Here is a 12,398-nt window from a genome sequence, read left to right on the forward strand (position 1 = left end):
ACAACTTCGGTTGTTGCCGCGACGGCCACCTTCGGGTGGCCGTTTGCGTTTCCGGCATCGCATCGGCCACGATCAGGTGATGAGCGACATCAACCCGCGCTATCCTGCCGTGATCCAGTCGGCGCTGCGCTTCCTGGACGGCCAGGGGCTGGCGCGCGTGCAGTCGGCACCGCTGCTGCATCGCCTGCTGTGGCGCCTGGGCATTGCACTGCCGCCGCCGATCCTGGCCGGATTTGCTACCAACGCGTTGGTGCAGGGCCTGCTGTTCGGGCTGTTCTGGACCGCGCTGATGTGGCTGATGCTGTGGCAGGGCAGCGAGCGCCCGCTGGCGCTGTTGCTGGTGGCCGGCCTGTCGGCTGGCGTGCTGTTCGGCATGGTGATGGCGGCGCTGATGCGCTCGCTGCGCCGCCACCGCAAGCTGCCGGACTGGCGACGGTTCCGCGCACGGCAGGCAGACTGAGCCGATGGCGCACTGCGCCGTGACCACACGGCGGGCCCGCGCTAGGCTGCAGCTTCATCCCGATGCCCGTGCCGTGCGATGCCTGCCAAGCGAACCGCACCTTCCACTGCGCCCACGCTGCTGTCCGGTGGCAACCCGCAGATCGCCAAGGGCGAGGGCGATGCGCCGGTGCAGGCATACATCGCCGCCATGCCGGACTGGAAACGTGCGATCGGCGCGCGACTGGATGCATTGATCGAGCAGGCCGTACCTGGCGTGCACAAGGCGGTGAAGTGGAACTCGCCGATGTATGCGGTTGCGCCGGGCGAAGGGTGGTTTCTCAGCTTCCATTGCTTCACCCGCTACATCAAGGTGGCGTTCTTCCGCGGCGCGGCACTGGCGCCAGTGCCGCCCGAGCCGTCCAGGAGCGCCAATACGCGTTACCTGCACATCTTCGAAGATGCCCCGTTGGATGAAACGCAGTTCCGCGACTGGGTGCGCCAGGCCGCCGCGTTGCCCGGCGAGCGCATGTAACCCCGACGTTCCGATTCCCTTCCCGACGAGAGCCGCTGATGGTCACGCATGCACCGAACCCTGCCGATGCCGGAACACCGGCCGCTGAACTGATCGACGCGCGCATCGCCGAACTGGGTGACTGGCGCGGCGAAACGCTGGCACGCGTGCGCGCCTTGATCCATGAAGCCCTGCCCGACGTGCAGGAGACCTGGAAGTGGCGCGGCACGCCGGTGTGGGAGCAGGACGGCATCCTGTGCACCGGCGAAACCTACAGGCAGGCGGTGAAACTGACCTTCGCCCACGGCGCGGCGCTGCCGGACCCGAAGGGCCTGTTCAATGCCAGCCTGGACGGCAACACCCGGCGCGCGATCGATATCCATCAAGGCGCGATGCCGGATGCCGCTACGTTCAAGGCGCTGCTGCGCGCGGCGGCGACGTTCAACGCGGCGAAGAAGAAGCGCTGACCGTCTTCTGTAGAGCCGAGCCCATGCTCGGCTGACAGGCCTGTGCGGACCAACGGTCCGCACCCACCTCAACGTGGCGGCGCTGGCTCCAGTGCCGCATCCGGGTCGGCCACCGGCGAGGGTGGGCAGGCGGGAATCTCCGAGGGCGTGGCCAGCGCATCGGCATGGGAGGGCTTGCCCATCATCTTCGCCTTGCGCCAGCCACCCCAGCGGTAATACGCCAGCGACAGCAGCATCGACACCAGCGAGCTGACCGGGAAGCTCCACCAGATCGCATCGGCGCCCCAGTAAGGCTGCAGCAGTTCGGCGAACGGCACGCGCACGCCCCACAGCGAGCCAGCCAGGATCAGCAGCGGTGGAATCACCGCGCCGGTGGAGCGCACCACGCCGGAGATCACGAAGCTGACGCCGAAGAACAGGAACGAGCCGATCACTACGTGGTTGAGGTGGCGCGCGATCTCCAGCGCCTGGCTGGCCGGTGGCAGGAACAGCGCCAGCAGCTGGCGATCGAACAGCACCAGCGGCAGGATCAACGCGCCGGTCAGCAGGAAGTTGAACAGCACGCCTTGGCGCGCGGTGCCGCGCACGCGGTCCCAGCGCTGCGCCCCCACGTTCTGTGCGGCCATCGAAGAGCACGCTGCACCGATCGCCATCGCTGGCATCTGCAGGTAGTTCCACAGTTGCAGGGCAGCGCCGTAGCCCGCGCCGGTGTCGGTCCCGTACTGGTTGACCATGGTCATCAGCAGGATCACCGACAGCGAGATCAGCACCATCTGCAGGCCCATCGGCACGCCCTTGACCACCAGCGCCTTGAGGATGGTCATGTCGAGCTTGAACAGGCGCATGTCGGCGCGGCCCAGCCACAGGGTGTGGCGCTTGTGCCGCATGTACAGCAGCAGGCCGGCCAGCGACAGCGTCTGCGCGACCAGCGTGGCCCACGCCGAGCCGGCGATACCCAGCGCAGGGAACGGCCCCATGCCGAAGATCAGTACCGGGTTCAGCACGATGTCCAGCGCCACCGACACCATCAGGAAACGGAATGGCGTGCGCGAATCACCGGCACCGCGCAGCGCGGCGGTGAGGAAGGCGAACGCGTACAGCGTCGGCATCGCCAGGAAGATGATCTGCAGGTAGGCCTCGGCCAATGGCAGCGAAGCGGCCGGCGTGCCCATCGCCGCCAGCAGCGGATGGGCCATGAACCAGCCGGCGAGGGCGATGATCACCGACAGGCCGATGAAGAAGGTGGCGCTGGTGCCGACCACGCGCCGCGCCTGCGCGATGTCGCGCGCGCCGATCGCCTGGCCGATCAGGATGGTGGAGGCCATGCCGAAACCGAACACCGAGCCGATCAGGAAGAACATGATGTTGTTGGCGTTCGCGGTGGCGGTCAGTGCCGCCTCGCCCAGGAAGCGCCCGACCCAGACCGCGTTCACCGAACCGTTCAGCGACTGCGCGATGTTGCCCGCCAGGATCGGCAGGGAGAACAACAGGAGATTGCGCCCGATCGGGCCGGAGGTCAGGTCAAGCGGCGCTTTGGCCATGGAGTGGTGATCGAATCCCGGGAGGCGCACACTAGCACCAAGCCAGTTTGCGGGATGTGGCAATGCATCAACGACTGCAGGTGGAGCGGAGGTTGGCGCTGGCCTTGATCGGCGCTGTATTGGCCGCATGTTCGATGGACGACCGGCTGGGTGATACCCAGATCCGGCCAACCGACCGTCCCGAGTGCCTGGTCGGCAGCCAGCGCCAGGACCTGGCCTCCGGGGTGCGGCCATTGATCGGCGGCACCGGCTGCCGGGCCGACCCGGACAACCCGCGTCCCCTCAACAAGCCACTGGAGTAGCCTGCCCCCATGCCCGAGCTTTCCCCGCTGTCACCCAGTGTCCGCCTGGACATCTGGTTGTGGGCGGCCCGTTTCTTCAAGACCCGCAGCCTGGCCAAGCAGGCGATCGAGACCGGCAAGGTCAGCGTTGCCGGGCAGCGTCCGAAATCCTCACGCGCGGTGCGCGTGGGCGAGCAGCTTCAGGTCGACCGTGGTGAAGAGCATTTCGAGGTCCAGGTGCTCGGCCTGAGCGATCAGCGCGGGCCCGCAGCGACGGCGCAGCAGCTGTATGCCGAGAGCGAGGCCTCCAAGGCGCGTCGTGCCGAACAGCGTGCGCTGCGCATCGCCGCGCGTGACGGGTTCCAGCCGCCGGAGCACAAGCCGGACAAGCGCGCACGCCGGTTGATCCGCGCGCTGGGGGACATCGACGCGCTGTGACGCAGCCCCGGCGTTCGCCGGCGACATCACCTTCCGGGATACGCCGCAGCGCGGTGGCAACGGCTTCAACGAGAGCTCGCCGGACCGTGCCTGCGTCCAGGCGCTGCGGGACGCCAGCCGAAATGGCGTACTGCTGCGGAGAGCATGCGAACCGACGCTTCGCACCCGGTTGAGCGCGCCGGTAGCGCCGGGCCATGCCCGGCGACTACCCCGAACGCCTCAACCGTGCAGGTCGTAGCGGTCCAGTTCCATCACCCGCGTCCAGGCGGCGATGAAATCCTGCACGAACTTCTTCTCGCCATCGGCGCTGGCATAGACCTCGGCCAATGCGCGCAGCACCGCGTTTGAGCCGAACACCAGGTCGGTGCGGGTACCGGTCCAGCGCACAGCGCCGTCGGTGCGGCCACGGCCTTCGTAGCTTTCGCGGCCGGTGGCCTTCCACTGCGTACCCATGTCCAGCAGGTTGACGAAGAAGTCGTTGCTGAGCGTGCCTGGGCGCGTGGTGAACACGCCGTGCTTGCCACCATCGGCATTGGCACCGAGCACGCGCAGGCCGCCGACCAGCACGGTCATCTCCGGCGCGGTCAGCGTAAGCAGCTGCGCCTTGTCGATCAGCAGCGCCTCCCCGGGCACGCTGTAGGCGCCCTTCAGGTAATTGCGGAAGCCATCGGCGACCGGCTCGAGCACCGCGAACGATTCGACGTCGGTCTGTTCCTGGCTGGCGTCGGTGCGGCCCGGGGTGAACGGCACGCTGACCTCATGGCCACCGGCCTTGGCCGCCTGTTCGACACCTACGCCACCGGCCAGCACGATCAGGTCGGCCAGTGACACGTGCTTGCCGCCGGCATTGAAGCTGGCCTGCACCTTTTCCAGCGCGGCCAGCACCTTGGCCAGCTGCTGCGGCTGGTTCACCTCCCAGTCCTTCTGCGGCGCCAGGCGGATGCGCGCACCGTTGGCGCCGCCGCGCTTGTCCGAACCACGGAAGGTCGAAGCCGACGCCCATGCGGTGGACACCAGCTCGGCGACGCTCAGGCCCGCTGCGGCGATCTGCTGCTTCAGCGCGGCGATGTCCTTGGCGTCGATCAGCGGGTGCTGTGCTTCCGGCAGCGGGTCCTGCCAGATGAACTGTTCGGCCGGAATTTCCGGGCCGAGGTAACGTGCGCGCGGGCCCATGTCGCGGTGGGTCAGCTTGAACCAGGCGCGGGCGAAGGCATCGGCGAAGGCCTGGGGCTCGGCGAGGAACCGGCGCGAGATCTTCTCGTAGGCCGGATCCATGCGCAGCGACAGGTCGGTGGTGAGCATGGTGGGGCGGTGCTTCTTCGACGGGTCGTGCGCGTCGGGAATCACCGCTTCGGCGTTCTTGGCCACCCACTGGTGGGCACCGGCCGGGCTCTTGCTCAGCTCCCATTCGTTGCCGAACAGGATTTCGAAGAAATCGTGGCTCCACTGCGCCGGGGTGCGCGTCCAGGTCACTTCCAGGCCGCTGGTGATGGCGTCGCCGCCCTTGCCGCTGCGGAAGCTGCTGGCCCAGCCCAGGCCCTGGTTTTCCAGCCCGGCGGCTTCCGGTTCCTTGCCGACGTTGTCGGCCGGGCCGGCACCGTGGGTTTTGCCGAAGCTGTGGCCGCCGGCGATAAGCGCGACGGTTTCCTCGTCGTCCATGGCCATGCGGCCGAACGTATCGCGGATGTCATGCGCGGCCAGCACCGGATCCGGGTTGCCATCCGGCCCCTCCGGATTGACGTAGATCAGGCCCATCTGCACTGCGGCCAGCGGGTTTTCCAGCGTGCGCGAGTGCACGTCGCCGTCGGCATCGTCATCGGATACGAGCACGCCATGGTTCTCTTCAACGCCTTCCGAGCCATGCTTGTAGCGCACGTCACCGCCCAGCCAGGTGGTTTCGCGGCCCCAGTACACATCCTGGTCCGGCTCCCAGGTATCGGGGCGGCCGCCGGCAAAGCCCAGGGTCTTGAACCCCATCGATTCCAGCGCGACGTTACCGGTGAGGATGAGCAGGTCGGCCCAGGAAATGGCCTGGCCGTACTTCTGCTTGATCGGCCACAGCAGGCGCCGGGCCTTGTCCAGGCTGACATTGTCCGGCCAGCTGTTGAGCGGTGCGAAGCGCTGCTGGCCACGACCGCCGCCGCCGCGGCCGTCGCCGATGCGATAGGTGCCGGCACTGTGCCAGGCCATGCGGATGAACAGGCCACCGTAGTGCCCGAAGTCGGCCGGCCACCAGTCCTGCGAATCGGTCATCAGCGCCTTCAGGTCCGCCTTCAGCGCGGCGTAGTCCAGCCCCTTGAAGGCCTTGGCGTAATCGAAGCCGGCATCGAGCGGATTGGAGCGCGCCGAATGCTGGTTGAGCAGGTCCACGCGCAACTGGTTCGGCCACCAGTCGCGGTTGGTCGTCGCGTCGCCGACGACGGCATGGTTGAACGGGCACTTCGCTTCGCTTTTCATGGGTCTCTACCTGTGGACTGGCGAAAGGTGGAATCGGGGGAGGCCTGACCACGATAGGTGGCGCCTAGCAATGGGTAAATTCGATTGATTCAACCGATGCGATAGTGGTGAACTATGGAGCCGTCCGACTAGGACGGTCGTGTCCGATCAACGCTTCAGCAGACCCGCGCCCAGCTTCATCAAGTCACTGGCTCCGAACTGGCCGTCGCCGTCCTGGTCCAGGACGCCGCCGAGCAGGTTGCCGATGCCGCCGGACTGCTGCGTTTCCTGGCCCAATGCCTGGCTCAGCTGGCCTGCGTTGCCACCCTGGGCGAAGCGCTGGGCCAGGAAGGACATGACGATGGGGGCGAGGATTGCCAGCAGCTTGCCCGAAGTGCCGCTGTCGAGACCGGTCTTCTGCCCGAGCAGTTGTGCCGCCTGCGGTTGCTGGCCACCGAACACGTGGCCGAGGATGCCGGCGCCATCGGTGGCGCCGCTGCCGCCCCCGCCCATCACCGCGCCCAGGATCCCGCCCAGGTCGAAACCGCCGCCACCGCTGTGGTCGCGCTGCAACGCGTTGAGCAGCGACTGCGCGCCCTGCGGCTCACTGGCGTTCTGCCCCATCGCGCCGAGCAGCAGGGGCAGGGCGCTGCCGACGGCCTGGGCGGTCTGGCTGCTGTCCAGGCCGAGTTGCTGGGACAGCTGCTGCAGGCCCTGGCCCTGCTGCAGCTGCTGGAAGAGGGATGCAGCGAGCGATTCGGTGTTCATGGCAGTCTCTGTTCTGTGAAGGAAGGACGGCCCGAGCATAACGCTGCGTGCACTACGGGAATGCGAAGGCAGCCGAGCATGGGCCCGGCTCTACATACAGAGCGCGACGGGGTCGTTGTGGAGCCGAGCATGGGCCCGGCTCTACATACAGAGCGCGACGGGGTCGTTGTGGAGCCGAGCATGGGCTCGGCTCTACAGGCAGGGCGTGAGTTGTAGAGCCCTGCCCGCGCTCGGCCCAGGCCTGCCAGCGGGCGCGGTTACAGCAGCGTCTTCAACCGGTACAGCGCCTCAAGCGCCTGCTTCGGCGTCAACTCGTCCGGGTCGATCGCCGCCAGCGCTTCCTGCGCCTTGCTGGACGGCGCGCTGAACAGGCCGAACTGCTGCGGTGCATCCAGTGCCTGCGGTGCCAGTTCGGCCGCGTGGCTTTCACCGCCGCGCTGTTCCAGCTCGGCCAGGCGGCGACGCGCCTGCGCCACAGTAGCCCGCGGCAGGCCGGCCAGTGCGGCCACCTGCAGGCCGAAGCTGCGGTTGGCCGGGCCATCCTTCACCGCGTGCATGAACACCAGCGCTTCACCGTGCTCGACTGCATCCAGGTGCACGTTGGCAATGCCGCTGCGGCCGCCCTCGTGTTGTTCGTCGGCCAGCGCGGTCAGCTCGAAGTAGTGGGTCGCGAACAGCGTATAGCAGCGGTTCTGGTAGGCCAGGTGACGTGCGACCGCGTCGGCCAGCGCCAGGCCGTCGTAGGTGGAGGTGCCGCGGCCGATCTCATCCATCAGCACCAGCGAATGGGCGGTGGCGTGATGCAGGATGTAGCTGGTCTCGGCCATCTCGACCATGAAGGTGGATTGCCCGCGCGCCAGGTCGTCGCCGGCGCCGATGCGGGTGAGGATGCGGTCGATCGGGCCGATCACAGCGCGGCTGGCCGGCACGAAACTGCCGATATGGGCCAGCAGCACGATCAGCGCGTTCTGCCGCATGTAGGTCGATTTACCGCCCATGTTCGGGCCGGTGATGACCAGCATGCGACGATCGGGGTGCAGGTCCAGGTCGTTCGGTTCGAACGGCTGCTCACGCACCGCTTCGACCACCGGGTGGCGGCCACGTTCGATCTTCAGGCACGGTGCCGTTTCCAGTTCCGGGCGTGACCAGTCCAGTGCCTGCGCGCGCTCGGCGAAGGCGGCCAGCACGTCCAGTTCGCTCAGCGCAGCGGCGCACTGCTTCAACGGTTCCAGCTGTTCGCCGAGGGTGTCCAGCAGCTGCTCGTACAGGTACTTCTCGCGCGACAGCGAACGGTCGCGCGCGGACAGCACCTTGTCTTCGAACGCCTTCAGTTCTTCGGTGATGTAGCGCTCGGCATTGGTCAGCGTCTGGCGGCGGGTGTAGTGCACCGGCGCACGGTCGGACTGGCCCTTGCTGATCTCGATGTAGTAGCCATGCACGCGGTTGTAGCCCACCTTCAGGGTGGGAATGCCGCTGCTTTCGCGTTCGCGCTGTTCCAGATCGACCAGGAACTGGTCAGCATGGGTGGACAGGCGGCGCAGCTCGTCCAGCTCTTCATCGAAGCCGTCGGCCAGCACGCCGCCGTCGCTCAGCTTCAGTGGCGGCATTTCGGCAATGGCGCTGGCCAGCAGCTGCGCGCACGCGTCATGCTCGCCCAGCGCGGCGTGCAGGGCCTGCAGGCGCGGCGAATCCAGCGGCGCCAGCACCTCGCGCACGGCGGGCAGCAAGCCCAGGCCATCGCGCAGGGTGGAGAAATCGCGCGGGCGCGCCGAGCGCAGCGCGACGCGGGTGAGGATGCGTTCCAGGTCGCCTAGGCGGCGGAACTGTTCGCGGATATCGGCGTCGCTGCCGCGGTCGATCAGGGTTTCCACCGCATGGTGACGCTGTACCAGGACCTCGCGCAGGCGCAGTGGGCGGTGCAGCCAGCGCCGCAGCAGGCGGCCGCCCATCGGCGTCACCGTGCTGTCGAGCACGCCCAGCAGGGTATTACGGGTATCGCCGTCGACGCGCGTGTCCAGTTCCAGGTGGCGACGGGTGGCGGCGTTCATCGCGATCGCCTCGCCAGCGGTTTCCATCGCGATCGAGGTCAGGTGCGGCAGGCGCTGCTTCTGGGTCTCCTCGACATAGCCGAGCAGGGCACCTGCGGCAGCGGTCGCGCGCGGCTTGTCATCGATGCCGAAGCCGCTCAGGTCATGCAGCTTGAAGAAGTTCAGCAGCTGGCGGCGGCCGCTGTCGGCGTCGAACAACCAGGGGGCGCGACGGCGCACGCCGGTGCGCTGGCGCAGGAATTCCGGCCAGTTTTCTTCGTCGGGCACCAGCAGCTCGGCCGGCTCCAGTCGGGCCAGTTCGGCTTCCAGGGCGTCGTCGGTTTCCACTTCGTTGACCAGGAAGCGGCCACCGGCCAGGTCGGCCCAGGCCAGGCCGTAGCCCTGCTTCGTGCGCGACAGCGCCATCAGCAGGGTGTCACGGCGCTCGTCCAGCAGCGCTTCGTCGGTGACGGTTCCGGGGGTGACGATGCGCACCACCTTGCGTTCGACCAGGCCCTTGGCCAGCGCCGGGTCACCGATCTGCTCGCAGATCGCCACTGACTCGCCCAGCGCCACCAGCCTTGCCAGGTAGCCCTCGTAGGCATGCACCGGCACGCCGGCCATCGGAATCGGTGCGCCGCCGGAGCTGCCACGCTGGGTCAGGGTGATGTCGAGCAGGCGCGCGGCCTTGCGCGCATCGTCGTAGAACAGCTCGTAGAAGTCGCCCATGCGGAAGAACAGCAGCAGGTCCGGGTACTCGGACTTGGCTGCGAAGAACTGCTTCATCAGCGGGGTATGTTCGGTGGACTTGTCTTTGGACATGGGACTCGTGGATCAGGGCATCCGGCCGCGCCGGAGGGCAGCGGCAGCGGAGCGCGTACAGGGCCGTCCATGGTAACTGCTGGGGCGCAGGGCTGCCGCCACCGGTGGCAGGCCGGTACGGCACGGAAAGGGGGGTCAGGCCGGGACCAACGTGATCTGCTGGTGGCCGTCGATGATCTGCATGACGATCTCGAAGTAGGTCGGGCCTTCGCCCCGTTGCATGTCCTGCAGCTGGAGGGCAATGGCCTGCGTATTGAAACTGCCCGGTGTGTCCAGCTTTGCCTGCAGCCATTGGCGGGTGGTCTCCATGCCCAGGGCCGTGCGGCTGTGGGCGATATCGCGCCAGATCAGCGTGGCCTGCGCCTGGCCGGCCAACGCGCCATAACTGCCATGCAGCAGGTCGTCCAGCGCATCCAGGCTCGGCCCGAGCTGCCACGCCTCGCCAGCCATGAACACGCGGTTGATCTCCGCGTACAGGCTGGCGATGTCATCGATGGCGGCGCCTTCAATCTGTAGGACGATGGTCATGCGCCGACTGTAGCGTGACCCGCGCGCAGGGCGTGTGCGGCTGAACGGAATCGCTTTGCGGGCGTGGGCCGTGCACCGCATACTTCGCGGCTGCACTTCGCTGCACGGCTGTCGTGCAGCAGCATGCGCCGCTTTGCAGGCACGAGGCGAACGCTCGTTCCGCAACCTGCCAGCGCTTTGCCGCGAGCCTTTGCACCGGGCTGACGCGCGCCCTCCGGAAATTCATCCTTCAGAAACTCCCGCGCCGGCCGATCTGTACTCCGGCATTGCGCCTGTCGCGCGATGCCGTGGCTGTCCATGGTGGCGCAGCCTCGGTTCACGTTCCTGCAGCACCGCGGCTGGCACCGCGGGCGCTGGCAGGACGATTTCGAATGGAACGTAGCGTGGAAACAGGGAAGAAGCACCCGGGGCCGAGGCTCCATCGTGGTTGGTCATTGATGCTCGCCGTTGCCGCATGGCCGGCGACCGCCCAGCAGGCCGGTGATCCCGCCGCGCAGGAACTGCTGCGGCAGCAGGAGCGCGAACGCGTGCTGCGCGAGCAGCAGGAACAACGCCCCGACGTCCGCCTGGAGCGGGACGCGCAGAAGGAGGGCGACCGCCTGCCGGCGCGGGAGAACCCGTGCGTACGCATCGATCGCATCGTGCTGGAAGGCGAAGACAGCCAGCGCTTCGGCTGGGCACTGGCGGCGGCCGACCCGACGGACGATCCGGCCACTGGCCGTTGCCTGGGAACCGAAGGCATCAACGTGGTGATGAAGCGTGTGCAGAACGCGATCATCGCCCGTGGCTATGTCACCACGCGCGTGCTGTCGGCACCGCAGGACCTCAACCAGGGCACGCTGGCGTTGTCGGTGGTGCCGGGCCGGTTCCGCGAGGCCGTGTTCTCCGATCCGCAGGGACGGCATCCGGCCCTCGCCAATGCACTGCCGATCCGCAGCGGCGGCCTGCTCAACCTGCGTGACATCGAGCAGGGCCTGGAGAACCTGCAGCGCGTGCCCACCGTCAGCGCCGACATCAAGATCGCGCCGGCCGACGGCGAGGGCGCGGCGCCGGGCCAGAGCGACCTGCAGATCGACTGGACGCAGCGCTCGCCGGTGCGCGCCAGCGTCACCCTGGACGATGCCGGCAGCCGCGGCACCGGCAAGCTGCAGGCCAACGCGACGCTGTCGCTGGACAATCCGCTGGGCCTGAACGAGCTGTTCTACGTCAGTGCGGGCCGTGGCGTGTTCAACGGCCGCGGCAAGGACACCGACAGCTGGACCGCGCACTACGACGTGCCCTACGGCTACTGGCTGTTCGGTGCTACTGCCAGCGCCTACGACTACAGCCAGAACGTGGTCGGCGCCTTTGAACGCTATGAGTACAGCGGCCGCAGCCGCAACGCCGAAGCGCGGGTGGACCGGCTGCTGCTGCGCAATGCCAAGGTCAAGTTCAGTGCCTACGCACGCGGCTGGCAGCGCGAGTCGAAGAACTACATCGACGATACCGAGATCGAAGTGCAGCGCCGCCGCACCGCTGGCTGGGAACTGGGCCTGACCCACAAGCAGTTCATCGGCACTGCCACGCTCGATGCCAGCGTGGCCTACCGGCGTGGCACGGGCGCCTTCCACGCACTGCGTTCGCCGGAAGAGATGGCGCAGTTGTGGGACCCGACGTTGCCGCTGGAAGGCACCTCGCGGATGAAGCTGATCACCGCCGACGCGCAGTTCAGCGTGCCGTTCCAGCTGGGCAGGCAGCGCCTGCGCTACACCGCCGCATGGCGGGCGCAGTGGAACCGCACACCGCTCTCGCCACAGGATCGCTTCGCCATCGGTGGCCGCTATACCGTGCGCGGTTTCGACGGTGAAAGTTCGCTCAGTGGCGAGCGTGGCTGGTCGCTGCGCAACGATCTTTCGCTCGGTATCGGGGGCGGCCAGGAGTTCTACGTGGCTGCCGACTACGGCCGCATTGGCGGCCCATCCGCGCAGTGGCAGTCCGGCCATGACCTGGCCGGCATGGCACTGGGCCTGCGCGGCGGCTGGCAGCAGCTTTCCTGGGATGGCTTCGTGGGTTCGGCGCTGCACAAACCCGCCCATTTCCCCGCCGACTACACCACATTCGGCTTCAGCCTGGCCTGGCGCTACTGATCCGCCACAAGG

Annotated in this window: 11 protein-coding genes; 6 read left to right on the forward strand and 5 right to left on the reverse strand. The window is 67.7% G+C overall.

Annotated features, from left to right (window positions below; genetic code table 11):
- Positions 1 to 79 precede the first annotated feature (79 nt).
- From ACUDTM_RS18355 to ACUDTM_RS18365, 3 genes are all read left to right on the forward strand, one after another.
- A complete protein-coding gene (locus tag ACUDTM_RS18355) occupies positions 80 to 460 on the forward strand; it encodes a DUF6404 family protein (RefSeq protein ID WP_072166884.1) in 381 nt (126 codons plus the stop codon).
- 78 nt (positions 461 to 538) lie between these two features.
- Positions 539 to 973, forward strand: a complete 435-nt coding sequence (locus ACUDTM_RS18360) for a DUF1801 domain-containing protein (RefSeq protein ID WP_242890018.1) — start codon at positions 539 to 541, stop codon at positions 971 to 973.
- A 38-nt stretch (positions 974 to 1,011) separates the two neighbouring features.
- Positions 1,012 to 1,419, forward strand: a complete 408-nt coding sequence (locus ACUDTM_RS18365; protein ID WP_072166882.1) for a DUF1801 domain-containing protein — start codon at positions 1,012 to 1,014, stop codon at positions 1,417 to 1,419.
- 68 nt (positions 1,420 to 1,487) lie between these two features.
- Here ACUDTM_RS18365 and ACUDTM_RS18370 read toward each other — a convergent pair whose 3' ends face one another.
- Entirely contained in the window at positions 1,488 to 2,960 is a 1,473-nt protein-coding gene (locus ACUDTM_RS18370; protein ID WP_252745489.1) for an MATE family efflux transporter, read from the reverse strand.
- 62 nt (positions 2,961 to 3,022) lie between these two features.
- Here ACUDTM_RS18370 and ACUDTM_RS18375 point away from each other — a divergent pair, with 62 nt between their 5' ends.
- Both ACUDTM_RS18375 and ACUDTM_RS18380 read left to right on the forward strand, forming a co-directional pair.
- Entirely contained in the window at positions 3,023 to 3,262 is a 240-nt protein-coding gene (locus tag ACUDTM_RS18375) for a hypothetical protein (protein WP_088496961.1), read from the forward strand.
- 9 nt (positions 3,263 to 3,271) lie between these two features.
- On the forward strand, positions 3,272 to 3,679 hold the full coding sequence (locus ACUDTM_RS18380; protein WP_005415742.1) for an RNA-binding S4 domain-containing protein: 408 nt from the start codon (positions 3,272 to 3,274) through the stop codon (positions 3,677 to 3,679).
- A 219-nt stretch (positions 3,680 to 3,898) separates the two neighbouring features.
- Here ACUDTM_RS18380 and katG read toward each other — a convergent pair whose 3' ends face one another.
- The 4 genes from katG to ACUDTM_RS18400 all read right to left on the reverse strand — a co-directional run bounded on the left by katG (position 3,899) and on the right by ACUDTM_RS18400 (position 10,260).
- Entirely contained in the window at positions 3,899 to 6,136 is a 2,238-nt protein-coding gene (katG, locus tag ACUDTM_RS18385) for a catalase/peroxidase HPI (protein WP_072166880.1), read from the reverse strand.
- Between the two features lie 147 nt (positions 6,137 to 6,283).
- Positions 6,284 to 6,883 carry a DUF937 domain-containing protein gene (locus ACUDTM_RS18390; protein WP_088496962.1) on the reverse strand — a complete coding sequence of 200 codons (600 nt, stop codon included), beginning with the start codon at positions 6,881 to 6,883 and terminating at the stop codon, positions 6,284 to 6,286.
- 257 nt (positions 6,884 to 7,140) lie between these two features.
- Positions 7,141 to 9,732 carry a DNA mismatch repair protein MutS gene (mutS, locus tag ACUDTM_RS18395; RefSeq protein WP_445391442.1) on the reverse strand — a complete coding sequence of 864 codons (2,592 nt, stop codon included), beginning with the start codon at positions 9,730 to 9,732 and terminating at the stop codon, positions 7,141 to 7,143.
- Positions 9,733 to 9,867: 135 nt separating this feature from the next.
- Complete coding sequence (locus ACUDTM_RS18400; protein ID WP_088496385.1) at positions 9,868 to 10,260, reverse strand: barstar family protein; 393 nt, start codon at positions 10,258 to 10,260, stop codon at positions 9,868 to 9,870.
- Positions 10,261 to 10,697: 437 nt separating this feature from the next.
- Between ACUDTM_RS18400 and ACUDTM_RS18405 the strand changes: the two genes are divergently transcribed.
- Positions 10,698 to 12,386, forward strand: coding sequence for a ShlB/FhaC/HecB family hemolysin secretion/activation protein (locus ACUDTM_RS18405; RefSeq protein ID WP_409349628.1), 1,689 nt, complete (start codon positions 10,698 to 10,700; stop codon positions 12,384 to 12,386).
- Positions 12,387 to 12,398 lie beyond the last annotated feature (12 nt).

The organism is Stenotrophomonas maltophilia group sp. vghtpe118 (assembly GCF_052605195.1).